A 25161-nucleotide genomic window follows, 5' to 3' on the forward strand; every position below is an offset into this window, starting at 1 on the left:
GGCGGCCTAGAAGTCCTCGTCCAGGTCGACGGTGCCCTCCACCGCGACCTGGTACGCGGACGGACGCCGCTCGAAGAAGTTGGTCAGCTCCTGGACGCCCTGCAGCTCCATGAAGGAGAACGGGTTCTCCGAGCCGTAGACCGGGGCGAAGCCGAGGCGTGTCAGCCGCTGGTCGGCCACGCACTCCAGGTACTGCCGCATCGACTCGGTGTTCATGCCCGGCAGGCCGTCACCGCACAGGTCGCGCCCGAATTGCAGCTCGGCCTCGACGGCCTCCTTGAGCATGTCCGTGACCTGCTCCCGGAGCGCGTCGTCGAAGAGTTCCGGCTCCTCCTTGCGGACGGTGTCGACCACCTCGAAGGCGAAGGACATGTGCATCGTCTCGTCGCGGAACACCCAGTTGGTGCCGGTGGCCAGGCCGTGCAGCAGGCCGCGGCTGCGGAACCAGTAGACGTACGCGAAGGCGCCGTAGAAGAACAGGCCCTCGATGCACGCGGCGAAGCAGATCAGGTTGAGCAGGAAGCGGCGGCGGTCCGCCTTGGACTCCAGGCGGTCCAGCTTCTCCACCGAGTCCATCCACTTGAAGCAGAACTCCGCCTTCTCGCGGATGGAGGGGATGTTCTCCACCGCCGCGAAGGCCGCCGTCCGGTCCTCCGGGTCGGGGAGGTAGGTGTCCAGGAGCGTCAGGTAGAACTGGACGTGCACGGCCTCCTCGAAGAGCTGGCGGCTCAGGTAGAGCCGCGCCTCGGGGGAGTTGATGTGCTTGTAGAGCGTCAGCACGAGGTTGTTCGCCACGATCGAGTCGCCCGTCGCGAAGAACGCGACCAGCCGGCCGATCATGTGCTGCTCGCCCTCGGAGAGCTTCGCCAGGTCGGCGACGTCCGAGTGGAGGTCGACCTCCTCGACGGTCCAGGTGTTCTTGATCGCGTCCCGGTAGCGCTCGTAGAAGTCCGGGTAGCGCATGGGACGGAGAGTCAGCTCGAAGCCGGGGTCGAGGAGATTCTGGTTAGTCATTACAGTCGGCGCGAAGCGCCGTCCTCCGGGGGTGGTGGTCGGGTGGCGGGCGGGCATTACTGGCAGGCCTCGCAGGACTCGGGGTTTTCCAGGGAGCAGGCGACGGCATCCGGGTCGGTCGCCTGCTGGACGGGGATGGTCTTCTCGGGCTGGGCCGGGGTCTGCGCCTGGCCCTGTGCCTGGGCCGCGCGGGCGATACGGGTCGCGGGGCGGGAGCGCAGGTAGTACGTGGTCTTCAGGCCCGACTTCCAGGCGTACGCGTACATCGAGGAGAGCTTGCCGATGGTCGGCGTCTCCAGGAACAGGTTCAGCGACTGGGACTGGTCCAGATACGGGGTGCGGGCCGCGGCCATGTCGATCAGGCCGCGCTGCGGAATCTCCCAGGCCGTGCGGTACAGCGCCCGTACCTCGGCCGGGATCCACGCGAAGTCCTGCACCGAGCCGTTGGCATCGCGCAGCGCCTCCCGGGTGCGGGCGTCCCAGACGCCCAGCTCCTTCAGGTCCTTCACCAGATACGAGTTGACCTGGAGGAACTCACCGGACAGCGTCTCGCGCTTGAACAGGTTGGACACCTGCGGCTCGATGCACTCGTACACACCGGCGATCGAGGCGATGGTGGCCGTCGGCGCGATGGCGAGGAGCAGCGAGTTGCGCATGCCCGTCGTCGCTACGCGCTCGCGCAGGGCCGCCCAGCGCTCCGGCCAGGTGGGCTCGACGCCGTAGTGGTCGGGGTGCAGCACGCCACGGGCGGTGCGGGTCTTCTCCCAGGCCGGCAGCGGGCCATTGCGCTCGGCGAGGTCGGCGGAGGCCTCGTACGCGGCGAGCATGATGCGCTCGGCGATCCGCGTGGACAGCGCCTTCGCCTCGGGGGAGTCGAAGGGCAGACGCAGTTGGAAGAAGACGTCCTGCAGACCCATCGCGCCGAGGCCGACCGGGCGCCACTTGGCGTTGGAGCGGCCCGCCTGCTCGGTCGGGTAGAAGTTGATGTCGACGACGCGGTCGAGGAAGGTGACGGCGGTGCGGACGGTCTCGTCCAGCCGCTGCCAGTCCAGGTCGCCCGTGGCCCGGTCGACGAACGCGCCCAGGTTCACCGAACCCAGGTTGCAGACCGCCGTCTCCCCGTCGTCCGTGACCTCCAGGATCTCCGTGCACAGGTTGGACGAATGGACGACATGGCCCGGCTCGGCCGTCTGGTTGGCCGTGCGGTTGGCCGCGTCCTTGAAGGTCATCCAGCCGTTGCCGGTCTGCGCGAGGGTGCGCATCATGCGGCCGTACAGGTCACGGGCCGGAATGGTCTTCTTCGCCAGCCCGTTCGCCTCCGCCTCGCGGTACGCGGAGTCGAACTCCTCGCCCCACAGGTCGACCAGCTCGGGCACGTCGGCCGGGGAGAACAGCGACCACTGCGCGTCGGCGTTGACCCGGCGCATGAACTCGTCCGGGATCCAGTGCGCCAGGTTCAGGTTGTGCGTGCGCCGGGCGTCCTCACCGGTGTTGTCGCGCAGCTCCAGGAACTCCTCGATGTCGGAGTGCCAGGTCTCCAGGTAGACCGCGGCCGCGCCCTTGCGTCGGCCGCCCTGGTTCACGGCGGCGACCGAGGCGTCCAGTGTCTTCAGGAACGGCACGATGCCGTTGGAGTGCCCGTTGGTGCCCCGGATCAGCGAACCGCGCGAGCGGATGCGGGAGTACGACAGGCCGATGCCGCCGGCGTGCTTCGAGAGACGGGCCACCTGGTGGTAGCGGTCGTAGATGGAGTCCAGCTCGTCCAGCGGGGAGTCGAGGAGGTAGCAGGACGACATCTGCGGGTGTCGCGTACCGGAGTTGAAGAGGGTGGGGGAGGAGGGGAGGTAGTCGAGGCGGCTCATGAGCGTGTAGAGCGCGGCGACCTCGTCGACGGCGCGGACGGTGTCGTCCTCGGCGAGGCCGGAGGCGACTCGGAGCAGGAAGTGCTGGGGTGTCTCGATGACCTTGCGGGTCAGGGGGTGCCGGAGCAGATAGCGGCTGTGCAGGGTGCGCAGGCCGAAGTAGCCGAAGCGGTCGTCGCCGGCCGGGTCGACCAGGGCGTCGAGGCGCCCGGCGTGGACACGGGTGAACTCCGCCGTGCGGTCGGCGACGAGGCCCTCCCGGTGACCCACGGCGATGGACTCGGTGAACGTCGTGACACCCTGCGAGGCGGCCTCGGCGCGGATGCCGATGGCCAGCAGCCGGGCGGCCAGCCTGGAGTACGTGGGGTCCTCGGAGATGAGGCCGGCGGCCGCCTCCGTCGCCAGCTCGCGAAGCTCCGACTCGTCGGCCCGCGCCGACCGGCCGCGCAACGCGGCGGCGGCGACCCGGCCGGGGTCGGCGTCGGGGAGGTCGGCGGTCAGCTCGGTCAGGGTCCGCAGCAACGCGGTACCGGGACCGTCGGTCTCCGTCGCCGGGGCGGCTGAAGCCAGGTCGGCTGAAACCGGTTCGGCTGGCGCGATGGTCACGTGGGGCTCTCCCTCGCTCGGCAGGTGGCCTTGCGGAAGGCAGGCAGCAGCACACGAGCGCACGGGGGCGTCGCGTCCACCGGCCCATTCCACGAGGCCCGGACGTCAGGGCACCCGGACCGGACGGCCGGGCGCGCTGTCGGCAGGTGCTCGGACTCACCAGGCGTGCGCGGATGGAGAGGTGCGCACGCGTGTACACCGTTGCGGGACAGCTCCGGATTCGCACCGGATTCCCCTGCGGCGACAGCGAGCATGAGCATACATCTAGTGCCGGGGCGCGGTGTCACCCCCACATGTTGTGTCGCGTTCGGCTTCGAGGTGTGTCAGAGCGTCAACTCATAGGTGATCAGCGTGAGGTCGGGGAGGTCGGGGAGGGGGTTCCAGTCGCGCTCGGGTGTGCGGGTGAAACCGAGCCGTTCGTAGATGCGATGGGCGGTGTGCATGGCCCGCTGGGTCGACAGCACGAGGCGTACACAACCCTCCACGGCCTGAGCCCGCTCCAGGCAGGCTCGTACGAGTGCCTCGCCGGCACCTCGCCCGCGCGCTTCCGGGGCGACCGCCAGCATCCGTATCTCGGCCTCTCCCGCGCGCGCGATGTCGGCCATGAGGCCGCCCGCCGGGACGAAGGTCACTCCGCCGAGCACTCGGCCGTCCGTCACGGCCACGAGCACCTCGGCCGCGGCGGCCCGCTTCGCCACGTCATGCAGCTCATCGAGGTAGTCGTCGTTCTCCCCGAAGTCCAGCAGTCCGTCGCCGAGGTAGGCCTGTGCGGTGATCTCGCCGAGGGTGGCGTACTCGTGCGGGGTCGCCCGCCTGATCGTGATGTCCATGCGTCGCAGTGTGCACGAAGGGCGGCTTCTCGGGGCCGCGGTTTTCCACAAGCGCGGTTCGCTTGTCGGATGATCGGATTTCGTCAGGTCGTCGCAGGCCACCGCGGCAGTGTCGCCACGAAGTCCTTGCTGAAGTCACGGGTGCCCGGGCCCAGGGCGACCCGGCCGGTGGCGCGGAGGCGGGCGGTCAGGGCGGGGGACTCGGAGTAGTAGACGCGCCGGGCGGCGGCCGGCACGAACACGGTCTGGCCGCGCGTGAGTTCGCTCGCGCACTCCACGACGACGGCCCCCTCGGCGGCCTCGACGAACGCCTCGTCCCCGCAGACACCCACGGCCAGCGGATCGTGCAGCGGACAGGTGCCGTCCCCGCCGTGGCGGGTGTAGGCGTCCATGTACGTGCGCATCAGCCGGGCGGCGAGGGCCGTGCCCGGGCCCGCGGCCTCCAGCGCGGCGAGGTCGGCGGGGCGGAACAGCCAGCGGTGCGAGGCGTCCAGGTCGACCATGGTGAACGGGATGCCGGAGGAGAGCACGATCTCGGCGGCGTCCGGGTCGGCCCAGATGTTGAACTCGGCGACCGGGGTGAAGTTCCCCGGCACCTGCGCGGCGCCGCCCATGAACACGAACTTCCCGACGCGGCGGGCGAAGCCGGGGTCCTCCAGCAGCGCGACGGCCACGTTCGTCAGCGGACCGGTGGCGCACACCGTCAGCTCGCCCTCGTACTCCCGGGAGATCCGGAGCAGGGCCTGTGCGGACGACTCCGTCGGGTGCGGGGCGGTCGAGTCGGGCAGCGTCTCGTCACCGAGTCCCGCCGGGCCGTGGAAGGCGGACGCCTCCCGGTAGGGGAGCCGGGACAGGGGGCGGCCCGCGCCGCGGTGCACCGGGACGTCTCCGTCGATGCGCAGGGCGCGGGCCAGGGCGCGGGCGTTGGCGTAGGTCGCCTCGGCGGGGAGGTTGCCGCCGACCGATGTGTACGCCCTGAGGTCCCAGAGGCCGGTGCCGAGCAGGTACTGCAGGGCCACGGCGTCGTCGATGCCGGGGTCGCTGTCGAGGACGATCGGGGTGCGAGCGCTCACCCGGCCAGCGTAGCCGGGTGTTTTCGCCCCCGCCGCCCCTACCCGTTCCCGTCTCCAGGGGCTGTGCCCCTTCGGCCCCCTTTGTGCGTCTGAGAGCTCGGGGGCGGGGTTTGTACGGCGGGTGCGGGTTCTACGTGGTTGATCGCGCAGTTCCCCGCGCCCCTGAAAAGGGGCGCGGGGAACCTTGGTCTCTAGTGGCTCGTGCCCGCCGTCGCCGGCGGGAGTTCCACCTGGACGCCCGCGTCGCCCGCGTCCGCCGTGTAGTCCTCCGGCTTGGTCTCGTCGATGCCGTCGGGGGCCTTGGCGGCCCGCAGGACGAAGGTGAGGACCACGGTGACCACGACGTTCAGGACGAAGGCGGTCAGACCGATGTAGCCGATCTCGCCGATGCCGGGGATCTCCGCCGAGGAGCCGCCGAAGTGCTTCTGCGTGGGTGAGGCGACGCCCCACGCGGCGAGCGTCCCGTAGATCATGCCGACCGCCCAGCCGGCGAGGAGGGCCCAGCGGTGGCACCAGCGGGTGAAGAGGCCGCCGACGAGGGCCGGGAAGGTCTGGAGGATCCAGATGCCGCCCAGGAGCTGGAAGTTGATGGCGACCGTCTTGTCCATGGTCAGGACGAAGGCCAGCGCGCCCACCTTCACCAGCAGGGACACCAGCTTGGAGACCTTGGTCTCCTGGGCGGGCGTGGCGTCCGGCTTGATGAAGTCCTTGTAGATGTTGCGGGTGAAGAGGTTCGCCGCCGCGATGGACATGATCGCCGCGGGGACCAGGGCGCCGATACCGATGGCCGCGAAGGCGACGCCCGCGAACCAGTCGGGGAACATCGTCTCGAACAGCTGCGGGATCGCCAGCTGGCCGTTCTGCACCTGGACCCCGGCCGCGATCGCCATGAAGCCCAACAGGGCCAGCAGGCCCAGCATCAGCGAGTACAGCGGCAGGATCGTCGTGTTGCGGCGGATGACCTCGCGGCTCTTGGACGACAGCGTCGCCGTGATCGAGTGCGGGTACATGAAGAGCGCCAGCGCCGAGCCGAGGGCCAGCGTCGCGTACGTCCACTGGTTGGCGTCGCCGGGGACGAGCGCGCCGCGCGGCTTGTCCGTCGCCGGGTTGGTCTGGCTGTACGCCTCGCCCGCCTTGGCGAAGATGTCGTCGAAGCCGCCGAGCTTGATCGGGATGTAGATGATCGCCACCGCGATGACGATGTAGATCAGGGTGTCCTTCACGAACGCGATCAGCGCGGGGGCCCGGAGGCCGGAGGAGTAGGTGTAGGCCGCCAGGACGCCGAACGCGATCAGCAGCGGCAGGTCCTTGATGAACCAGTTGGTGTTCTCACCGCCGCCGACGCCCATCACGTCCAGGACCGCCTGGATGCCGACGAGTTGCAGCGCGATGTACGGCATGGTCGCGAGGATGCCGGTCAGGGCCACCGCCAGCGACAGGCCCTTCGAGCCGAAGCGCCCGCGGACGAAGTCCGAGGTCGTCACATAGCCGTGCTTGTGGGAGACCGACCACAGGCGGGGCAGGAACGTGAAGATCAGCGGGTAGACCAGGATCGTGTACGGCACCGCGAAGAAGCCGGCCGCGCCCGCCGCGTAGATCGCCGCGGGGACGGCGACGAAGGTGTACGCCGTGTAGAGGTCGCCGCCGAGCAGGAACCAGGTGATCCAGGTGCCGAACGACCGGCCGCCGAGACCCCATTCGTCGAGGCTGTCGTTCTCGGCCTTGCGCCAGCGCGCGGCCAGGAAGCCCATGACCGTGACGGCCAGGAAGAAGAAGATGAAGACGGCGAGTGCCACGCCGTTCACGCCGTCCTTCACTTCGCGACACCCCCGCCCTGCGTCCCGGACTTACGGGCACGCTGGTCACGCTCCCACAGGACGTACGCGGTGGCGGTCAGCGCGGTGGAGATGAGCACCCAGGCCATCTGGTACCAGTAGAAGAAGGGGATGCCGATGAACGCCGGGTCCGTCTTGGCGTACGAGCCGACCCAGAGCATCGCCACGAACGGGGCGAGCAGGCACAGGGCGATGACCACTCTGACAGGTGTCACCACAGGTGGTCTCACTTCAGGCGCTTCTGACATGTCTCGGCTCCGTCCCCTCACTGATCGCCACTGATCACCTGCTCGACGCGCAGGAAATGTAAGGGACGGGTTCCGTCGTATGGAACCCCCTGTCCGGATAACGGATGCGGAGGTTGTGTGTTGAGCGGCGGCGGAACTGCTGCCTGGGGTCCGCTTCCTGTCGGTCCGATACCGAAGATCGGGAACGGCTGGTTGACCGGCGTCGGGCGATCGCGTACCGAAGTGGCTCAGTCCTGCGGACGCTTGAGCCGCGCCACGAACTTGTACCGGTCGCCCCGGTACACCGATCGCACCCACTCCACCGGCTGCCCCTCCTTGTCCAGCGAGTGCCGGGAGAGCATCAGCATCGGCAGGCCCACGTCCGTGCCCAGCAGGCCGGCCTCGCGCGGGGTGGCCAGCGAGGTCTCGATGGTCTCCTCGGCCTCGGCGAGGCGGACGTCGTAGACCTCGGCGAGCGCGGTGTAGAGGGAGGTGTACTTGACCAGTGACCTGCGCAGGGCCGGGAATCGCTTGGCACTCAGATGGGTCGTCTCGATCGCCATCGGCTCGCCGTTGGCCATGCGGAGGCGCTCGATGCGCAGGACCCGGCCGCCGGCGGTGATGTCGAGCAGCCCGGCGAGGGTGTCGTCGGCGGTGATGTAGCCGATGTCCAGCAGCTGCGAGGTGGGTTCGAGGCCCTGGGCGCGCATGTCCTCGGTGTACGAGGTGAGTTGCAGCGCCTGGGAGACCTTCGGCTTGGCGACGAACGTGCCCTTGCCCTGGATGCGTTCGAGGCGCCCCTCGACGACCAGCTCCTGCAGCGCCTGCCGCACGGTCGTGCGCGAGGTGTCGAACTCGGCGGCGAGGGTGCGCTCGGGCGGTACCGGTGTGCCGGGCGGCAGGGTCTCGGTCATGTCGAGCAGATGCTTCTTCAGGCGGTAGTACTTGGGCACGCGTGCGGTACGGACGGTCGCCCCGTTCTCGTTCTCCGCACTGTTGACGTCGGTGCTCATGCTCCGCCTTCCCGGCTCCTCGTGGCGTGATCCCTCTGTATACCTTCGCAGGCTTCGCTGGTCTAGTCCACGGAGGGGGTCTCCGCTGGTCCACTCCGCGAAGGTGCAGTGGTCTACCCGAAGAGTGTGGCTCAAGCGCGCGGTTTTCGCTGCCTTATTACATAAAGGTTCCTGCATATGTAGGTCGCATAACAGCTGGTGAGAGGGGGTTCGAGCACCCTTGACACGGCGAATGGTCTGAGCCAAGCTCCGGCGTACTGGTCTACACCATTGGTCCAGGTCCTGGCCCCATGGGCGGTACATCTGTCACCGCGGGGAGCAGGGGGGTTTGTGGCATCCCTGAGCAAGGGCATCCCTGAGGAGGGTGGCGTGAAGAGGAAGCTGACGACCGCGATCTGTGTCGCGGGCATGATGGTCTCCGTCGCGGCGTGCGGGGGCGGCGAGAGCAAGAGCTCCGACACGGGTGCGGACACCAAGGAGCTGACCGTCTGGCTCACGGTGGACGCGCAGAACAACTGGCCGGAGCTGGTCAAGGCCGCCGACGCGGCGATCGAGAAGAAGCACCCCGGGATCACCATCACGCACGAGTACTACGGCTGGCCCGACAAGAACGCCAAGCTCGACGCCGTCCTCGCCACCGACAAGGCCCCCGACGTGGTCGAGATGGGCAACACCGAGATGCTCGCCTACATGGTCAAGGGTGCCTTCGCCCCCGTCGACGCGGCGAAGTTCGACAACTCCGGTGCCTGGCTGGACGGCCTGAAGGCCTCCGTCACCTACGAGGGCAAGACCTACGGCGTCCCGTACTACGCCGGTGGCCGTGTCGCCAACTGGCGCAAGGACGTCTTCGCCGCCGCGGGCGTCAAGTCCACGCCGAAGACGTACGAGGAGCTCACCGCCGCTCTGGACAAGGTCCAGAAGAAGCGGGGCGCCAAGTTCAACGCCTGGTACCAGCCCACCCGTGACTGGTACGCGGCCATGTCCTTCGTCTACGACGCCGGCGGCTCCATAGCCGTCGAGTCCGGTGGCGAGTGGAAGGCCAACCTCTCCTCGCCCGAGTCCGTCAAGGGGCTCAACGAGTTCAAGGACGTCGTCGACACCTACATGCACGGCGACAAGACCAAGGACGAGTCCGACCGGTACATCGTCTACGGCCAGGGCAAGTCCGGCATGATCTTCGCCCCCGCCTGGGAGGGCGCGACCGCCGCGGCCAAGGAGAACGACAAGACCGGCAAGCTCGCCGGCAACGTCGAGAACTTCGTGATGCCCGGCCCGTCCGGCAAGAACCTGCCCGTCTTCCTCGGCGGCTCCGACCTCGCCGTCCCGGTGAAGTCCGACGCGCAGACCGTCGCCGCCGAGTGGATCAACGCCTTCACCGGCCCCGCCGGCCAGAAGGGTCTGATCGAGAAGGGCAACCTGCCCAACAACAAGACCGACCTCGCCACCCTGAAGGACGACCCGGCGACGGCGGTCCCGGCGACGGCGGCCGAGTCCAACTGGTTCGTCCCGATGGCACCCGGCTGGGGCCAGGTCGAGAAGGCGCAGATCCTCCAGACCATGCTGCAGTCCATCGGCACGGGCAAGCAGTCGGTCGAGGAGGCCGCGAAGGAAGCGGACGCCGCGATCGACAAGGTCATCAACAACGAGTGACGGCGACCCGCGGTCGGCCCGGCGGACGGTGCCGGGCCCGACCGGGGGCGTCACAAGCCGGTGCATGACACAGACCGGTGCGTGACACAAGCCGGTGCGTGACACCAGAAAGTGCCGCGATGGGTGGTTGGCTCGCTGCCCGTGCGTCGTGGCCGGTCGCGCAGTTCCCCGCGCCCCTTCGGGGCGCTCGCTGCCGGCCCCTCCTTCATCTGCTTAGGAGCGCGCGATGAGTGCCGCAGACACGACCGCCCCTGCGAAGGTGCCGCCCGCGCGGCCGGCGCCGCCGCCAACTCCTCCGGTGGAGACCAGGAGTTCGACCAGACGTTTGACAGGTGGAGCCGCTGTCCCCTGGGCCCTCCTGGCCCCCTGCCTGCTGATTCTCGCCGTCGTCCTCGGCTATCCGCTGGTCCGCCTCGTCACCCTGTCCTTCCAGGAGTTCGGCCAGTCCCAGCTGTGGGGATTCAAGCCCGCCGAGTCGGTCGGCCTCGACAACTTCTCCAAGGTGCTGGGCGACAGCGAGTTCTGGACGGTCGTCGTCCGGACCGTCGTCTTCGCCGCCGCCTGCGTCGTCTTCACGATGGTCATCGGCATGGCGATCGCCCTGCTGCTCCAGCGGGTCTCCGGCTGGGTGAAGATGCTCGTCAACATCGCGCTCGTGGCGAGTTGGGGCATGCCGATCATCGTGGCCACCACCGTCTTCAAGTGGCTCTTCGACTCCGACTACGGCATCTTCAACGCGCTCCTCAGCAAGCTCCCCGGCGTCGACATGATCGGTCACAACTGGTTCGCCAGCGGACCCGAGGGCCTGGCCGTCATCACGCTCCTCGTGGTGTGGGGCGCGGTGCCGTTCGTCGTCATCACCCTCAGTGCCGGACTCACCCAGGTCCCCAAGGAGTTGGAGGAGGCCGCACGCCTCGACGGCGCCGGCGCGTGGGGCGTGTTCCGCTACGTCACGCTGCCCATCCTCAAGCCGATCATCGTGATGCTCACGACCCTCTCCGTCATCTGGGACATGGGCGTCTTCCCCCAGGTCTTCGTGATGCGCAACGGCCACCCGGAGGCCGAGTTCCAGTTGCTCACCACCTACTCGTACGACAGGGCTTTCGTGGTCAACGACTACGCGCAGGGCTCGGCGATCGCCCTGCTGACCGTGCTGTTGCTGCTCGGCGTGATCGGCGTCTACATGCGCCAGATGCTGAAGATCGGAGAGGTCGAATGAGTACCGCCACCGTCTCCGGTCCCCGGAGGTCCAAGCTCGGCTGGAACCTCCTCGGCCTGTTCGTCTTCGTCACCGCGGGCTTCCCCGTCTACTGGATGCTCAACACGGCGTTCAAGCCCGCCAAGGACGCGATCGACCCCGACCCCAGCCTGCTGCCGACGTCGGTCACCTTCGCCAACTTCGGCCGGGCGCTGGACATCGCCGACTTCTGGGGCCCGGTCGGTCGCAGCCTCGTCGTCTCCCTCACGGTCGTCGTGATCGGCATCGTCGTCGGCATGCTGGCCGCCCTCGCCATCTCCCGCTTCGCCTTTCGCGGCAGGAAAGTGGTCATCGTCGGCATCCTGGCGGTGCAGATGGTCCCGCTGGTCGCGATGATCATCCCGGTCTTCCTGCTCCTGAACGACCTCGGCCAGTACGACCGCCTGACCGGCCTGATCATCACCTATCTGACCTTCATCCTCCCGTTCACCGTGTGGACCCTGCGCGGCTTCATCGTCAACATCCCGCGCGAGCTGGAGGAGGCGGCCATGGTCGACGGCTGCTCCCGCACCACCGCCTTCATCCGCGTGGTGTTCCCGCTGCTCGCACCGGGCATGGTGGCGACCTCGGTCTACGGCTTCATCCAGGCGTGGAACGAGTACCTGTACGCCCTGATGCTGATGAGCCAGCAGAACCAGACCGCGACCGTCTGGCTCGGCAACTTCACCACCAAACACGGCACCGAATACGCCCCGATGATGGCCGGCTCCACCCTGATGGCCGTGCCGATCGTCGTCCTCTTCCTCCTCGTCCAGCGCAAGATGGCCGCGGGCCTCACCGCGGGCGCCGTGAAGGGATGACCACCCCGATGACGACATTCGCCACTGGCTCGCCCGGTTCTCCCTCCGGACGGGACGGGCTCACGCGGGACGCGCTGACGGTCCTGCAGCCCGGCTTCACGGGCACCACCGCCCCCGACTGGCTGCTGCGCCGCCTCGGCGAGGGCCTCGCCTCCGTCGGCCTCTTCGGCCGCAACATCACCTCGCCCGGACAACTGGCCGCCCTCACCGCCCGGTTGCGCGCCGAGCACGAGGACGTCCTGGTCGCGATCGACGAGGAGGGCGGCGACGTCACCCGCCTGGAGGTCCGCACCGGCTCCTCCTTCCCGGGCAACCACGCCCTGGGCGCGGTCGACGACGTGGACCTCACCCGAGCGGTCGCCTTCGCCCTGGGCCGCCGCCTGGCGGAGTGCGGCGTCAACCTCAACTGGGCCCCGTCGGCCGACGTGAACGCCAACCCGTCCAACCCCGTCATCGGGGTCCGCTCCTTCGGCGCCGACCCCGGCCTGGTCGCCCGCCACACGGCCGCCTATGTCACCGGCCTCCAGGCCGCGGGCGTCGCCGCCTGCACCAAGCACTTCCCGGGCCACGGCGACACCGCCGTCGACTCCCACCTCTCCCTGCCCCGCATCGACGCGGACCGCTCGCTCGTGGACTCCCGGGACCTGGCACCCTTCCGGGCCGCCATCGCCGCCGGTTCGCGCGCGATCATGAGCGCCCACATCCTGGTCCCCGCCCTGGACCCCGACCTTCCGGCAACGTTGTCCCACGGCATCCTCACGGACCTCCTCCGCGGCGAACTCGGCTACGACGGCCTCATCGTCACCGACGGCATGGAGATGCGGGCCATCGCCGGCACCTATGGCATCGAACACGGCAGCGTCCTCGCCCTGGCCGCCGGCGCCGACGCCATCTGTGTCGGCGGTGGCCTCGCCGACGAGGAGACCGTCCGCCGCCTCCGCGACGCCCTCGTCACCGCCGTCCGCGACGGTGACCTCCCGGAGGAACGCCTGGCGGACGCGGCCAACCGGGTGCGGGCACTGGCGAAGTGGACGCGCTCGGCCGCCGGGGGAGCGGGCGACGGCGACGGGAGGGGGCCCGAAGCCATCGGGGAGACCGACGGCACCGGCGGGGGCGTCGGCCTCGTGGCCGCCCGCCGCGCCCTCACGACGACCTTCGCGGAGCCCCACGAGCCGCCCACCGAGCCTCTCTACGTCGCGGCCTTCACCCCGGTGGCGAACATCGCCGTGGGCGACGAGACCCCCTGGGGCGTCGGTGCGGAGCTGGCCCGCCTCCTCCCCGGCACGGACACCGGCACCTTCACGGGCGACAGCGCCGGAGCCTCCGCCCTGGCGGTCGCCGGCACCCGCCGCATCGTCGCCGTCGTCCGCGACGAACACCGCCACCCCTGGATGACCACCGCCCTCGACACCCTCCTCACCGCGCGCCCCGACACGATCGTCGTGGAGATGGGCATCCCCCAGTCCCCACCCCGGGGCGCCCTCCACATCGCCACCCACGGCGCGGCGAGGGTCTGCGGAAGGGCGGCGGCGGAGGTCATCGCGGGGGCGCGGTAGCGAATCGGCGGGGTCGGCTCGGGACCGGCAAGGGCTCCTCGCGACCACCCACCTACGAGCACCCCTCGCCCGACAGCCCATAGCTCCACGCAAGCAGGCGCCACAGCCCTTCTCACCGGGCGGTGGCGCCTGCTCGTACCCCCGGCAGCCCTAGATCCCCTGCCAGTCAGGCTTGTTGCCGTACGTGTGCCGGAAGTAGTCCGCCAGCTTCAGCTTCGACGCGGCGCCCTCGTCCACCACGACGGTCGCGTGGCGGTGGAGCTGCAACGCCGAGGCGGGGCACACCGCCGCCACCGGCCCCTCCACGGTCGCCGCGACGGCGTCCGCCTTGCCCTCGCCCGTGGCGAGCAGCACCAGGTGCCGGGCCTCCAGGATCGTGCCGATGCCCTGGGTGATGACGTGGTGCGGCACCTGTTCGATGTCGCCGTCGAAGAACCGCGCGTTGTCGATCCGGGTCTGCTCGGTCAGTGTCTTGATCCGCGTCCGGGAGGCGAGCGACGAGCACGGCTCGTTGAACCCGATGTGCCCGTCGGTCCCGATGCCGAGCAACTGCAGATCCACACCCCCCGCCTCGGTCAGCGCCTTGTCATACGCCTCGCACGCCCCCGCCACGTCCTCGGCGGTCCCGTCGGGCCCCATGAACGCGTCCATGCCGAGCCCCAACGGCTCCAGCACCTCCCGTCGCAGCACCGAGCGGTAGGACTCGGGATGCTCGGCCGGCAGCCCCACGTACTCGTCGAGCTGCGCGACCCGCGCCCGCGAGGCGTCCACGGCACCGGACCGCACCCTCTCCGCCAGCGCCTCGTAGATGGGCAGCGGGGTCGACCCCGTGGCCACCCCGAGCAGCGCATCGGGCTTCCGCCGGAGCAACTCCGCCATCGCCTCGGCTATGAGCTCGCCACCCGCCTTGGCATCCGGAACGATGACAACTTCCACGCTGGGCCTGCCGATCTGGAAAGAAGGACTCAAGAGGGCTCGACCGGAACCCGCGGGGTCAAGCGTCTCTCATGTGGTGTAGACCAATCTAGCAGGGGTGGCTCCTGCGCCACAGGGGTCGACCGGCTCGGAGCCGTCCAGTGCGGGCCGAGCAGCGAGCCCCCTGTCGCGTCGAGGCGCCGGCCCGTGATCCAGCGGGTGCCGGGTGAGGCCAGGGACGCCACCACGTCCGCGACGTCGGAGACCGTGCCGACGCGCTTGCGGGCCGAGACCGCCTCGGCGTGGGCGCGCACCGCCGGATGGGCGAGCGCCGCGCGCGTCAGGTCGGTGTCGATGAAGCCGGGTCCGACGGAGTTGGCGAAGAGGCCGCGGGGTGCCGTCTCGGCCGCGAGCGAACGGGGCAAGGTCGTGACCGCGCACTTCGCGGACACCGGCGCCACCGCCCTGGCCCGGCAGGCCGGAGCGGTCATCCAGGGCATGTCCCAGCATGTCCCGGCAGGCCCGGGACGGGGCCACCCGACAGGAGCTGGAGGCGGTCGCCGAACTCGCCCCGGCGATCCGGCCCCGTCCCTGACGTGTCACTGGACCGGTCGCGGAACCGGCCGGGGGGCAGGCCACGGCATTCCGGCCCACCCCCGGGCCGAAGCGGCTACTCTGCGTGTGAGCCGTCGGTGGATGTCGGACAAGGGAACAACAACAAACATCCGCCAACGCATGGACACACGCAGTGGTCTAGTCAACAATGCGTGGTGGAGCATGTGATCGATCAGCGGCCCCGGCCGCGGACGATCGCACGCGACGACGACAAGCCTCCGTCTTCCCCGCACAGGAAGGCGGACCGAGGACCCGGCGCTCTCTGCCCTGACTGCTCCGGATCCTCATCCTTCGGCCGACTGGGACCGCACACCCCACGGCCGATGTTGCTCCGGGCTGCGGTGCCGGGAGGGCTGAGGGTCCCTCTCAGGCGCCGCGGCCCGCGGGTGTTTCCGGGGCCCGCGGCAGCCGGTTACCGAGCCCTGACCGGCCATACCGACCACTGTTTCCGGTCATGTCCGTACTGCCAGGTACGCTCGCACACGTGCCCTCCATGAACGAACTCGTCCGCCAGCACACCGGTCTCAGCGATTCCGACCTGGAATGGCTGCATCTGCTGGTGTCGGAGTGGCAGCTGCTGTCCGACCTCTCCTTCGCCGACCTGGTCCTCTGGGTCCCCACACGTGACGGCACCCGCTATGTCTCCGTGGCCCAGATGCGCCCCAACACCGGCCCCACCTCGTACCAGGACGACATGGTCGGCCACCTGGTCCCGCGCGGCCGCCGCCCCCTCCTGGACGTCGCCCTCGACGAGGGCCGGATCGTCCGCGAGGGCGACCCGGAGTGGCGAGAGGAGGTGCCCGTACGGGTCGAGTCCATCCCGGTGCGCAGGGAGGGGCGCGTGCTCGGCGTCATCGCGCGCAACACCAATCTGCTGACCGTGCGGACCCCGAGCCGACTGGAACTGACGTACCTCCAGAGCGCCTCCGACCTGGCCCAGATGATCGCCGCGGGCGCGTTCCCGTTCCCTGACCAGCAGGTCGACATGGATGCCTCGCCGCGCGTCGGCGACGGACTGATCAGGCTCGACGCCGACGGCATCGTCCAGTACGCCTCCCCCAACGCCCTCTCCGCGTACCACCGCCTCGGCCTCGCCGCCGACCTCGTGGGCTGCCACCTCGGCCGGACGACCGCCGAACTCGCCCCGTCCCGGGGGCCGGTGGACGAGGCGCTGGCCAAGGTGGCGAGCGGGTGGGCGCCGCGCGAGTTCGAGATCGAGTCCATCGACGGGGTGATCCAGTTCCGCGCGATCCCCCTCAAGCCCAAGGGGCCGCGCATCGGTTCGCTGGTGCTGCTGCGGGACGTGACGGAACTGCGGCGCCGCGAGCGCGAGTTGATCACCAAGGACGCGACCATCCGGGAGATCCACCACCGGGTCAAGAACAACCTCCAGACGGTCGCCGCGCTGCTGCGCCTCCAGGCCCGCCGCATCGAGTCCGAGCGTGGCCGCGAGGCCCTCGAAGAGGCGGTACGACGGGTCGGGTCGATCGCGATCGTGCATGAGACGCTGTCCCAGAATCTGGACGAGCGTGTGGAGTTCGACGAGATCGCCGACCGGGTGCTCGCGATGGTCGCCGAGATCTCACCGGGCAAGGTCGCCGGCCGGCGCACCGGACGGTTCGGCATCCTGGACGCGGAGGTCGCGACCCCGCTCTCCATGGTCCTCACCGAGATCCTGCAGAACGCGCTCGAACACGGCTTCCGCGAGGGAGACACCGGAAACGTCGAGGTGTCGGCCGTGCGCGGCGGCACGACCAAGGAGACCCGTCTCCTCGTCACCGTCCAGGACGACGGCGTCGGCCTCCCCGAGGGCTTCGACCCGCACCGTTCCGGCAACCTCGGCCTGCAGATCGTACGGACGTTGGTGGAGGGGGAGTTGGGCGGCACCTTCGACATGGTCCCGGCTCCGGAGCGGGGCACCCAGGTGATCCTGGACATCCCGGTGCGCGCCCAGAAGTAGCGGCGAATACGGCGGTCGTACCCCCAGCGGGCACCACGGCTGTCGTACCGGAAACAGCACCGAGCCCCGGACCATCATGTGGTCCGGGGCTCGGGCTCGTGGCTGATTAAGCGCATCGGGGGCACTGCGCGCTGCGGCTCGGGGGCGGGAGAAGCGCACTCGCTGTGCGCGCCGCCAAGCTCAGGCTATTGCTGGGTGGGATGTCAGGCGGATGCCTGACGGGCCCGGTTGCGGGCGGCGCGGCGCTTCATGGCGCGGCGCTCGTCCTCGCTGAGACCACCCCAGACGCCGGAGTCCTGGCCGGACTCAAGCGCCCACTGCAGACACTGCTCGATAACCGGGCAGCGACGGCAGACAGCCTTGGCTTCCTCGATCTGCAGCAGCGCAGGACCGGTGTTGCCGATGGGGAAGAAGAGCTCGGGGTCTTCCTCGCGGCAAACGGCGTTGTGACGCCAGTCCATGGCTGCTACCTCTCCTTGGTATTACATGCACGTTGCTTGTGAATGTGAACGCTTTCACGAATCCCTCAACAAGTGAAGGGCCGATCACCAGACAGACTGGTGTGGTCCTGTGGATTGAGGAGGGATTCTGGCGCTTGCTTGAGCCGGTGTTGCGGGCTGTCCCGAGCGCCACGTAGAGACTCGCAAACCTCAGCGGCGGATACAACCCCTTCCGGAAAGTTTTTTTTGATTCCTCGGTGTCGACTGTGTCACAGCCGTACTTCCATGGGGTGGATCCTGGCCTAAACGTTCGAGTGGAAGGACTTTTGCCCGTTCCGCTCACACAATCACACGCAGTGCACGGCGTACGCCTGTGAACGTCACGCTCGTTCGCAGTCCGAGGTGGTCGCCGTCCATCTGGAGGGGGAGCGGGGCCTTCGAATGCAAGGTGAAGTCGGTCAGGTCATGCAGAGTAGTGGCGTGCTTGCCCTGGGGTCCGCGCTCGGGGGACGAAGTGAGCAACTGTGTGCCATATCGGGCGAGCGCGGGCGTCGACATGCGGCTGAGACCGAGCACGTCGAGACCTTTATCGAACGAGGCCTTAGGTGACGCGTACACCGGGCGATTGCCCAGAAACGTCCACGGGGACGTGTTGCAGACTATGGACAGCACAAGATCGGAAATGGGTTCCTCGTCGGCCCGCTCCAAAGTGATCGTGCCGAGTCTGCGGTGGGGCTCTTCCAGGAACTGCCGAAATGCCTGACGCAGGTAAAGAGCGTGTGTGGATTTCCGTCCACGTTCCCGCTGTTGCTCGACCCGGCCGATCACACCGGCGTCGAATCCGAAGCCGGCGCAGAAGGTGAACCAGCGGGACGGCACCGCCTCGTCCTCCGTGCCCGGCGTGCCGGCGGCCATCCCCAGGCCGACCGTGCGCTCCCGGCTCTCGCGCAGCGCGTCGAGCAGGACGCCGGTCGCCTCCACGGCGTCGTTGGGCAGGCCCAGGGCGCGGGCGAAGACATTGGTGGAGCCGCCGGGGACCACGGCGAGGCGGGGGAGGCGGTCGGGGTCGGGGCCGTGGTGCAGCAGGCCGTTGACGACCTCGTTGACCGTGCCGTCGCCGCCGAGTGCGACGACCAGCTCGATGTCGTCCTTGCCCTCCGCGGCCTGGCGGGCCAGGTCCCGGGCGTGGCCCCGGTACTCGGTCGTGACCGCCTCGAGCTTCATCTCGCTCGCGAGGGCGTGGATGAGCACATCGCGCGTACGTGCGCTTGTGGTGGTAGCCGCCGGATTGACCACGAGAAGTGCACGCATGAGTTGCAGGGTACCTACTGGGTGGTACTCGGCCCATACCGAGGTGCGGATCAAGGGGGAGATCGGGTAGTGACGATGAGCACGTGGGGGCGCGTGGAGGGGCGAGGGCTACCCTTCACGGGTGAGCCCTGAGCAGACCCCCACGCCGGACGACTCCGACGCCGAGCCCCGCCCCGGGCGGCTGACCGCCGCGGCCGCGCTGGCCACTCTGGAGGGGGTGGCCCTGCTGGTGGGCGGCGGAGCCATGCTCCTCCTCGGCTTCAACGGCGACGCGGACGACCTGACCACCGGCGTCACCGGAGGCGTCACCCTCATCGCGCTGGCCCTGCTGCCGCTGATCGCCGCGCGCGGGCTGCTGCTGCGGCGGAGCTGGAGCCGGGGGCCCGCCGTCATCACCCAGATCATGGCGCTGCCGGTGGCCTACAACCTGCTGCGCGCCGACAGCGTGGCGATCCCGGCGGGCATCGTGCTGGCCGTGGTCGCGGTGGCCGCGCTGGTCCTGCTGATCAATCCCGCGACGACCCAGGCCCTCGGAATCCAGGGGCCGGGGCGTGCGGAGGAGACGAAGCGGTAGCCGGTCGTGCGCACCGGCGTATCCGCTCCCCGTCTGCGCTACTCCTCGACCAGCAGCTTCTCCCGGAGCTGCGCCAGGGTCCTCGCCAGCAGGCGGGAGACGTGCATCTGGGAGATGCCGACCTCCTGGGCGATCTGCGACTGGGTCATGTTGCCGAAGAAGCGCAGGAGCAGGATGCGCTTCTCACGGGGCGGGAGGTCTTCGAGCAGCGGCTTCAGGGATTCCCGGTACTCGACGCCCTCCAGCGCCTCGTCCTCGGCGCCGAGGGTGTCCGCGACGGCCGGGGACTCGTCGTCGGTGTCGGGGACGTCCAGGGACAGCGTGGAGTAGGCGTTGGCCGACTCCAGGCCCTCCAGGACCTCCTCCTCCGAGATGGCCAGTTTCTCGGCCAGCTCGTGCACCGTCGGGGAGCGGCCGTGCTGCTGGGACAGCTCGGCCGTGGCCGTGGTCAGCGCGAGGCGCAGCTCCTGCAGCCGGCGCGGCACCCGCACCGCCCAGCCCTTGTCGCGGAAGTGACGCTTGATCTCGCCGACGACCGTCGGGGTCGCGTACGTGGAGAACTCCACGCCGCGGTCCGGGTCGAAGCGGTCGACCGACTTGATCAGGCCGATGGTGGCGACCTGCGTCAGGTCGTCCAGCGGCTCACCGCGGTTGCGGAACCGGCGTGCGAGGTGCTCCACGAGCGGCAGATGCATCCGGACCAGCCGGTTCCGCATCTCCGCGTACTCGGCACTGCCCTCCGGCAGGGCGCGCAGCTCTACGAACAGGGCTCGCGCCCCACTGCGGTCCTGAGGGTCGTGCCGCGTGCTCCGCACGCTCTGCGCGCCCGCCTCGTCGTGTCGCTCGTGCTCGCTCATAGTCCCGCCCGCCGTCACCGTTCCCCCAGCTCTCGACTGTGCTCGAGCGGGGGAGGCCCCAGTCCGCCCTCGTGAGGACGTGGTGCTCCGGAGGACACCCTCCGGAGCCCGTTGCCCGTCGGAGGGTGCCTCGCGCTCCTCGCCGTCGGCCGGATCCGCCCACCGAGAGGCTCCGGCCGCCGAGGACTCGTCCTCCGGGTGCGGCCGGGCCTGCTCGGGGATGCCGTCGACGCCGTCCGCCAGATGCGCCGGCGCGCTCGGACCGCCGTCATCCTCCGCGGGAAGTTCCCGTGTGCCGCGTTCTTCGTCCCGCACCGGCCCGTCCCCGTTCCTCACGCCGGCCCGGGTCCCGCGCCGCGCTGTTTGTAGAGGCTGATCGAAACGGTTTTGTCGTCGGCGACCGCGGAGGACACCTTGCCCGCCAGGGCCGACAGCACGGTCCAGGCGAAGGTGTCACGTGCGGGGGCGTGGCCGTCCGTGGTGGGGGCCGACACCGTGACCTCCAGTGAATCGTCGATGAGGCGGAAGACACAGCTGAGCACCGAGCCGGGCACGGCCTGCTGAAGCAGGATCGCGCAGGCCTCGTCGACCGCGATGCGCAGGTCCTCGATTTCGTCGAGGGTGAAGTCCAAACGTGCCGCGAGGCCGGCCGTCGCCGTACGCAGCACCGACAGGTAGGCACCCGCGGCCGGCAGCCGGACTTCCACGAAGTCCTGGGTCCCGGGCTCGCCTGCGATCTGGGACACCCTCACCTCCAAGGTGGTACAAGCTGTTTCGGGGGCCGAGGGTCGCCCCCCGGGGTAACGCGCTACGTGGTTCAGCGGTGACGCTATCGCGCTACCGAGCGTCGTGTCCTCGGGGTCCTGAGGACCCCACCCCATGCTGTCACTCATAGTAAGCCTATGAATACGCTCGGTGGCTAGAGGTCTGCGGGCCTCAAATAGGAAGAGCGCGCGCCGGATTGACGTACCCAGGCGCCGGACTGCCGAACCGTGTCACACGAGTACGTCGACGTGTCACGGGGTGACATGGTTCCGTCGTGCGACGTCTCGGCTTCGGGCGTCATACGAGTACATGGTCCACGAAGCACCAGCGCCAGCTCTCGCCCGCCTCGAACGTACGCATGATGGGATGGCCGCTCTCCTTGTGGTGTTCGGTCGCGTGCCGCATCGGCGAGGAGTCGCAGCAGCCCACGTGTCCGCACTCCAGGCAGATCCGCAACTGCACCGGGTGGCTCCCGGCGGCCAGGCACTCCGGGCAGGTCTCGCTCAGGGGATCGGGCTCGGGGTGCGGCAGCGCGTCCGCGTGCGTGCACTGTTTCATGATTGCCAGGTTACGACGGGTGCGCGGAACCTCGCGCGGAAATGAAGGCGGCGGAAGCGATGCACTTTTTGCCCTTGCTGTTGCTGGTCGCCGGGAGCGCGACGGTCGCCGGTGCCGCCCGGCGTACGCCGGTGCCCGCCCCGCTGCTGCTGGTGGCGGCGGGGCTCGCGGTGGCCTATCTGCCCGGAGTGCCGCACTACGAGCTCGATCCCGAGATCGTCCTGCCGCTGATCCTGCCCCCGCTGCTGTACACGGCCGCCAGCGACAGTTCCTACCTCGACCTGCGGGCCCAACTGCGGCCCGTGGCGCTGCTGTCGGTCGGCTACGTCCTCTTCGCGACGCTCGCCGTCGGCTGGGCCGCCTACCAGATCGTGCCGGGGATGCCGCTGACCGCCGCGCTGGTGCTCGGCGCGGTGGTGGCGCCGCCGGACGCGGTCGCGGCGACGGCGGTCGCCCGGCGCGTGGGGCTGCCGTCAAGGATCACCACGATCCTGCAGGGCGAGTCCCTGGTGAACGACGCGACCGCGATCACCGCCTACCGGGTCGCCCTCGCGGCCACCATCGGCGAGGGCGCGAGCTGGACCGGCGGCATCATCGAGTTCCTGGTGGCGGCGGTCGGCGGCATAGCGGTGGGCCTGCTGCTGATGATGCCGATCCACTGGCTGCGCACGCACCTCAGCGAAGCGCTGCTGCAGAACACCCTCTCCCTGCTGATCCCCTTCGTCGCCTACGGGCTCGCCGAGTGGGTGCACGCCTCCGGGGTGCTCGCCGTGGTCGTCGTCGGCCTGTACCTCGGCTACCGCAACTGGCAGGTCGACTTCGCCACCCGCCTCCAGGAGGAGGCCGTCTGGAAGATGGTCGCCTTCCTGCTGGAATCCGCCGTGTTCGCCCTCATCGGTCTCCAACTCCCGGTCGTCCTCGAAGGTCTGGGCGAGTACGAGGGGGTCCGTGCCAGCTGGTACGCCGTGGCCCTCTTCCTCGTCGTGGTCGCGACCCGCTTCCTGTGGGTGTATCCGGCGACCTTCCTGCCGCGGATGCTGTCGCGACGCATCAGGGAGCGGGAGGACAACCCCACCTGGAAGGCGCCTTTCGTGATCGCCTGGGCCGGCATGCGGGGGGTCGTCTCGCTGGCCATCGCCTTCTCGATCCCGCTCACCGTGCACGGCGGGGAGGACTTCCCCGAGCGGAACCTGATCCTCTTCCTGACCTTCACGACGGTCATCGGGACGCTCGTCATCCAGGGACTGACCCTGCCGCCGCTGATCCGGGTCCTGAAGCTGCCGGGGCGCGACCAGCAGGCCGAGACCCTGGCCGAGGCCAACGCCCAGGCCCAGGCGTCCCGGGCCGCCGAGGCCCGTCTGGACGACCTCCTCGCCAACGAGCGCAACGAACTGCCGCCCCCGCTGGTCGACCGCCTCCGCACGGTCCTGGAACGGCGCCGCAACGCCGTCTGGGAGCGGCTCGGCGCGGTGAACCCCAGGACCGGGGAGAGCGTCGACCACACCTACAGCCGCCTCTCCCGGGAGATGATCGGCGCCGAACGCGCGGTCTTCGTGAAGCTGCGGGACGGCCGGTACATCGACGACGAGATGCTGCGCACGCTCCTGCGGCGACTGGACCTGGAGGAGGCGGCGGTCTATCGGGAGGCGTCCTAGACCGGTCCGACCGGTCCGACCGGTCCGACCGGTCCGACCGGTCCTGGGCCGGTCCTAGGCCGTGTGTTCCGCGAACGGGCGGCCCGTGATCACCGCGGTGACCGTCGTCCCGCGCGGGAAGGCGCCTTCCGTCGCCAGGGCGACAAGTCCGTGGAGCAACTTGGCGACATAGAGACGTTCCACGGGGAGGGAGTGGCGCGTCTCGAAGTCGTCGGCGAAGGCGTCCAGTTCGGGGGTGGTGCGGGCATAGCCGCCGAAGTGGAAGCGGTCGTCGAGACGCCAGTCGCCGCGCGGACCACCGAAAGCCTGGTCCTGGAGTCGTCGTATCTCCCCTTCGAGGAAACCTCCCTTGAGGACCGGGATCCCGAGGGCGCGCTGGTCGGGGGCCAGGCCGGCGGCCAGACCGGCGAGGGTTCCGCCGGTGCCGCAGGCGAGGGCCACGACGTCGGCCCGGCCGCGCAGTTCCGCGCCGAGGTCCTGGCAGCCGCGTACGGCGAGGGCGTTGCTGCCCCCCTCGGGGACGACGTAGGCGCCCTCGGCGTCGGCGGCGCGGAGGAGGGCGGCCAGGGTGGCCGGGTCGGACTTGTGGCGATACGTCGATCTGTCGACGAAGTGCAGGCGCATGCCGTCCGCCGTGCAGCGGGCCAGGGACGGGTTGAGGGGGCGATCGGCCAGTTCCTGACCCCGGACCACGCCGATGGTGGGCAGGCCCAGGAGGCGGCCCGCGGCGGCGGTGGCGCGCAGATGGTTCGAGTAGGCGCCGCCGAACGTGAGCAGCGGCCGGCCGGCCGCCGCGCGCAGGTTGGGGGCCAGCTTGCGCCACTTGTTGCCGACGAGCCGCGGATGGATCAGGTCGTCGCGCTTGAGGAGCAGCCGGACGCCGTGGCGGGCGAAACGCTCGTCCGCGACCTCCTGGAGGGGCGACGGCAGCCGGGGGTGCAGGACGGCGGGGTCGGGGGCGGCGGGCTGTCCGGTCACGTGCCCATTGTCGGACACATGACCGGTCGGCGTCGGCTTCGCCCGCGATCGGGCCCCTACTGCAGGCGGGCCCGGATCCGGTCTCTCATGTGGGCCATGGTGAAGCCCCGGGGGTCGACCTTGCCGGGCTGCCATTCGAGGTGGCCGATGACGGACCGCTGGTTCCAGCCGTGGTGGCGGCAGACGGCCGCGGAGACCCTTTCGATGGCGTCGAGCTGGGCCTCCGGCCAGGGGTCCTGGCCGTCTCCGAGGTTCTCGCACTCGAAACCGTAGAAGTGCCGGTTGCCGTCGGTGTTGGCCTCGTTGTCCTTCGGGAGGGCCTCCTCGGCGATCACGGCCCGCAGCACGTCGTCGTCGCCGAGGCCTGCGTGGTTGGCGCGGCCGTAGCCGACGAGGTGGACCCGGCCGTCCTTGGTGATGACGCCGTGGCACAAGGGGCCGGGCAGGCCCGAGTACCCGTCGCGGCAGATGCGGACGGTGCGCTCGCTGCCGGAGGTGACGGTGTGGTGGATCATCACGCCGTGGACGGGGCCCCAGGGGCCCACGTGGTTGCGGTTGTGATGCTCCCAGTCGCCGACCTCGACGACCCGGACGCCCTCGTTCTTGAGGACGGTGAGAAACCTGCCCGCGGACATGGGTGGGGCCATGGCCGACTCCTTCGTACTGTGCGACGGCCACGGGTCGTGGCCGCCTCGTACGCAGGCTTGTACCCCCGACGCCCTGGCGCGAGCGAGTCGCCGGCGGGGCGTGCGGGTGGATCCGGTCAGATTCGTGCGGGGCTCGGACAGGAGCGCGAGTGGTCGACAAAA

23 protein-coding genes, 1 pseudogene and 1 riboswitch are annotated in these 25161 nt (G+C 69.8%); of the genes and pseudogenes, 8 read left to right on the forward strand and 16 right to left on the reverse strand.

The features are described 5' to 3' along the window. Nucleotides 1–6: 6 nt before the first annotated feature. From OG202_RS32665 to OG202_RS32695, 7 genes are all read right to left on the reverse strand, one after another. Complete coding sequence (locus OG202_RS32665) at nucleotides 7–1014, reverse strand: ribonucleotide-diphosphate reductase subunit beta (protein WP_327727871.1); 1008 nt, start codon at nucleotides 1012–1014, stop codon at nucleotides 7–9. A gap of 56 nt (nucleotides 1015–1070) precedes the next feature. Then, nucleotides 1071–3482 carry a ribonucleoside-diphosphate reductase subunit alpha gene (locus OG202_RS32670; RefSeq protein ID WP_327727870.1) on the reverse strand — a complete coding sequence of 804 codons (2412 nt, stop codon included), beginning with the start codon at nucleotides 3480–3482 and terminating at the stop codon, nucleotides 1071–1073. Between the two features lie 124 nt (nucleotides 3483–3606). Then, a riboswitch (cobalamin riboswitch) is annotated at nucleotides 3607–3742 on the reverse strand. Nucleotides 3743–3805: 63 nt separating this feature from the next. Further along, nucleotides 3806–4312 (reverse strand): GNAT family N-acetyltransferase, encoded by a 507-nt coding sequence (locus tag OG202_RS32675; protein WP_328223992.1) that lies wholly within the window; start codon nucleotides 4310–4312, stop codon nucleotides 3806–3808. 83 nt (nucleotides 4313–4395) lie between these two features. Next, nucleotides 4396–5385 carry a nucleoside hydrolase gene (locus OG202_RS32680; RefSeq protein WP_328223993.1) on the reverse strand — a complete coding sequence of 330 codons (990 nt, stop codon included), beginning with the start codon at nucleotides 5383–5385 and terminating at the stop codon, nucleotides 4396–4398. A gap of 191 nt (nucleotides 5386–5576) precedes the next feature. Continuing rightward, nucleotides 5577–7202 (reverse strand): monocarboxylate uptake permease MctP, encoded by a 1626-nt coding sequence (gene mctP, locus OG202_RS32685; protein ID WP_326577656.1) that lies wholly within the window; start codon nucleotides 7200–7202, stop codon nucleotides 5577–5579. Further along, nucleotides 7199–7468, reverse strand: coding sequence for a DUF3311 domain-containing protein (locus tag OG202_RS32690; RefSeq protein WP_327727867.1), 270 nt, complete (start codon nucleotides 7466–7468; stop codon nucleotides 7199–7201). Before OG202_RS32690 ends, mctP begins: the two co-directional genes overlap by 4 nt. A 227-nt stretch (nucleotides 7469–7695) precedes the next feature. Then, a complete protein-coding gene (locus OG202_RS32695) occupies nucleotides 7696–8460 on the reverse strand; it encodes a GntR family transcriptional regulator (protein WP_326577654.1) in 765 nt (254 codons plus the stop codon). A 369-nt stretch (nucleotides 8461–8829) separates the two neighbouring features. Between OG202_RS32695 and OG202_RS32700 the strand changes: the two genes are divergently transcribed. The 4 genes from OG202_RS32700 (at nucleotide 8830) to OG202_RS32715 (ending at nucleotide 13724) form a co-directional block, all read left to right on the forward strand. Beyond that, nucleotides 8830–10110 carry an extracellular solute-binding protein gene (locus tag OG202_RS32700; RefSeq protein ID WP_326577653.1) on the forward strand — a complete coding sequence of 427 codons (1281 nt, stop codon included), beginning with the start codon at nucleotides 8830–8832 and terminating at the stop codon, nucleotides 10108–10110. Nucleotides 10111–10336: 226 nt separating this feature from the next. Then, complete coding sequence (locus tag OG202_RS32705) at nucleotides 10337–11329, forward strand: carbohydrate ABC transporter permease (RefSeq protein WP_327727866.1); 993 nt, start codon at nucleotides 10337–10339, stop codon at nucleotides 11327–11329. Beyond that, nucleotides 11326–12168 carry a carbohydrate ABC transporter permease gene (locus OG202_RS32710; RefSeq protein WP_326577651.1) on the forward strand — a complete coding sequence of 281 codons (843 nt, stop codon included), beginning with the start codon at nucleotides 11326–11328 and terminating at the stop codon, nucleotides 12166–12168. Before OG202_RS32705 ends, OG202_RS32710 begins: the two co-directional genes overlap by 4 nt. 8 nt (nucleotides 12169–12176) lie before the next feature. Continuing rightward, nucleotides 12177–13724, forward strand: a complete 1548-nt coding sequence (locus OG202_RS32715; protein ID WP_327727865.1) for a glycoside hydrolase family 3 protein — start codon at nucleotides 12177–12179, stop codon at nucleotides 13722–13724. 150 nt (nucleotides 13725–13874) lie between these two features. Here the strand turns inward: OG202_RS32715 and nagB are convergent, their stop codons facing one another. Together nagB and OG202_RS32725 are read right to left on the reverse strand one after the other, a co-directional pair. Next, complete coding sequence (gene nagB / locus OG202_RS32720; protein WP_326577648.1) at nucleotides 13875–14660, reverse strand: glucosamine-6-phosphate deaminase; 786 nt, start codon at nucleotides 14658–14660, stop codon at nucleotides 13875–13877. Nucleotides 14661–14689: 29 nt separating this feature from the next. Beyond that, entirely contained in the window at nucleotides 14690–15139 is a 450-nt protein-coding gene (locus OG202_RS32725; protein WP_328223994.1) for an SDR family NAD(P)-dependent oxidoreductase, read from the reverse strand. Between OG202_RS32725 and OG202_RS32730 the strand changes: the two are divergent. Continuing rightward, nucleotides 15084–15234, forward strand: a pseudogene (locus OG202_RS32730) (TetR/AcrR family transcriptional regulator); the annotation flags it as partial. The gene OG202_RS32725 and the pseudogene OG202_RS32730 overlap by 56 nt on opposite strands. Nucleotides 15235–15747: 513 nt before the next feature. Further along, nucleotides 15748–17214 carry a sensor histidine kinase gene (locus OG202_RS32735; protein ID WP_327732121.1) on the forward strand — a complete coding sequence of 489 codons (1467 nt, stop codon included), beginning with the start codon at nucleotides 15748–15750 and terminating at the stop codon, nucleotides 17212–17214. Nucleotides 17215–17417: 203 nt separating this feature from the next. Here the strand turns inward: OG202_RS32735 and OG202_RS32740 are convergent, their stop codons facing one another. Further along, nucleotides 17418–17675 carry a WhiB family transcriptional regulator gene (locus OG202_RS32740; protein WP_003992873.1) on the reverse strand — a complete coding sequence of 86 codons (258 nt, stop codon included), beginning with the start codon at nucleotides 17673–17675 and terminating at the stop codon, nucleotides 17418–17420. Between the two features lie 318 nt (nucleotides 17676–17993). After that, nucleotides 17994–18965 (reverse strand): diacylglycerol/lipid kinase family protein, encoded by a 972-nt coding sequence (locus tag OG202_RS32745; protein WP_327727863.1) that lies wholly within the window; start codon nucleotides 18963–18965, stop codon nucleotides 17994–17996. A 121-nt stretch (nucleotides 18966–19086) separates the two neighbouring features. Between OG202_RS32745 and OG202_RS32750 the strand changes: the two genes are divergently transcribed. After that, a complete protein-coding gene (locus tag OG202_RS32750; protein WP_327727862.1) occupies nucleotides 19087–19539 on the forward strand; it encodes a hypothetical protein in 453 nt (150 codons plus the stop codon). Between the two features lie 38 nt (nucleotides 19540–19577). Here the strand turns inward: OG202_RS32750 and OG202_RS32755 are convergent, their stop codons facing one another. From OG202_RS32755 to OG202_RS32765, 3 genes are all read right to left on the reverse strand, one after another. Next, complete coding sequence (locus OG202_RS32755) at nucleotides 19578–20732, reverse strand: SigB/SigF/SigG family RNA polymerase sigma factor (protein ID WP_326577644.1); 1155 nt, start codon at nucleotides 20730–20732, stop codon at nucleotides 19578–19580. Then, entirely contained in the window at nucleotides 20729–21142 is a 414-nt protein-coding gene (locus OG202_RS32760) for an anti-sigma regulatory factor (protein ID WP_200304968.1), read from the reverse strand. The genes OG202_RS32755 and OG202_RS32760 overlap by 4 nt, the downstream gene beginning before the upstream one ends. A gap of 316 nt (nucleotides 21143–21458) precedes the next feature. Continuing rightward, nucleotides 21459–21719 carry a UBP-type zinc finger domain-containing protein gene (locus OG202_RS32765; protein WP_326577643.1) on the reverse strand — a complete coding sequence of 87 codons (261 nt, stop codon included), beginning with the start codon at nucleotides 21717–21719 and terminating at the stop codon, nucleotides 21459–21461. A gap of 59 nt (nucleotides 21720–21778) precedes the next feature. Between OG202_RS32765 and OG202_RS32770 the strand changes: the two genes are divergently transcribed. After that, a complete protein-coding gene (locus OG202_RS32770) occupies nucleotides 21779–23374 on the forward strand; it encodes a Na+/H+ antiporter (RefSeq protein WP_327727861.1) in 1596 nt (531 codons plus the stop codon). 54 nt (nucleotides 23375–23428) lie between these two features. Here OG202_RS32770 and OG202_RS32775 read toward each other — a convergent pair whose 3' ends face one another. Together OG202_RS32775 and OG202_RS32780 are read right to left on the reverse strand one after the other, a co-directional pair. After that, the gene (locus OG202_RS32775) at nucleotides 23429–24352 is read right to left on the reverse strand and encodes a 1-aminocyclopropane-1-carboxylate deaminase/D-cysteine desulfhydrase (RefSeq protein ID WP_327727860.1); all 924 of its coding nucleotides are present in this window, start codon (nucleotides 24350–24352) and stop codon (nucleotides 23429–23431) included. Between the two features lie 56 nt (nucleotides 24353–24408). Next, nucleotides 24409–24999 carry an N-acetylmuramoyl-L-alanine amidase gene (locus OG202_RS32780; protein ID WP_327727859.1) on the reverse strand — a complete coding sequence of 197 codons (591 nt, stop codon included), beginning with the start codon at nucleotides 24997–24999 and terminating at the stop codon, nucleotides 24409–24411. Nucleotides 25000–25161 lie beyond the last annotated feature (162 nt).

Source organism: Streptomyces sp. NBC_00310, from assembly GCF_036208085.1.
Classification (GTDB): Bacteria; Actinomycetota; Actinomycetes; order Streptomycetales; family Streptomycetaceae; genus Streptomyces.

What these genes read in the sequence shown, in the direction of transcription:
- OG202_RS32665 (WP_327727871.1), bottom strand. Translation starts at nt 1,014, where the DNA reads ATGACTAACCAGAATCTCCTCGACCCCGGCTTCGAGCTGACTCTCCGT.
- OG202_RS32675 (WP_328223992.1), bottom strand. Translation starts at nt 4,312, where the DNA reads ATGGACATCACGATCAGGCGGGCGACCCCGCACGAGTACGCCACCCTC.
- OG202_RS32690 (WP_327727867.1), bottom strand. Translation starts at nt 7,468, where the DNA reads ATGTCAGAAGCGCCTGAAGTGAGACCACCTGTGGTGACACCTGTCAGA.
- OG202_RS32695 (WP_326577654.1), bottom strand. Translation starts at nt 8,460, where the DNA reads ATGAGCACCGACGTCAACAGTGCGGAGAACGAGAACGGGGCGACCGTC.
- OG202_RS32705 (WP_327727866.1), top strand. Translation starts at nt 10,337, where the DNA reads ATGAGTGCCGCAGACACGACCGCCCCTGCGAAGGTGCCGCCCGCGCGG.
- OG202_RS32710 (WP_326577651.1), top strand. Translation starts at nt 11,326, where the DNA reads ATGAGTACCGCCACCGTCTCCGGTCCCCGGAGGTCCAAGCTCGGCTGG.
- OG202_RS32715 (WP_327727865.1), top strand. Translation starts at nt 12,177, where the DNA reads ATGACGACATTCGCCACTGGCTCGCCCGGTTCTCCCTCCGGACGGGAC.
- OG202_RS32725 (WP_328223994.1), bottom strand. Translation starts at nt 15,139, where the DNA reads ATGCCCTGGATGACCGCTCCGGCCTGCCGGGCCAGGGCGGTGGCGCCG.
- OG202_RS32735 (WP_327732121.1), top strand. Translation starts at nt 15,748, where the DNA reads ATGAACGAACTCGTCCGCCAGCACACCGGTCTCAGCGATTCCGACCTG.
- OG202_RS32740 (WP_003992873.1), bottom strand. Translation starts at nt 17,675, where the DNA reads ATGGACTGGCGTCACAACGCCGTTTGCCGCGAGGAAGACCCCGAGCTC.
- OG202_RS32745 (WP_327727863.1), bottom strand. Translation starts at nt 18,965, where the DNA reads ATGCGTGCACTTCTCGTGGTCAATCCGGCGGCTACCACCACAAGCGCA.
- OG202_RS32765 (WP_326577643.1), bottom strand. Translation starts at nt 21,719, where the DNA reads ATGAAACAGTGCACGCACGCGGACGCGCTGCCGCACCCCGAGCCCGAT.
- OG202_RS32770 (WP_327727861.1), top strand. Translation starts at nt 21,779, where the DNA reads ATGCACTTTTTGCCCTTGCTGTTGCTGGTCGCCGGGAGCGCGACGGTC.
- OG202_RS32780 (WP_327727859.1), bottom strand. Translation starts at nt 24,999, where the DNA reads ATGGCCCCACCCATGTCCGCGGGCAGGTTTCTCACCGTCCTCAAGAAC.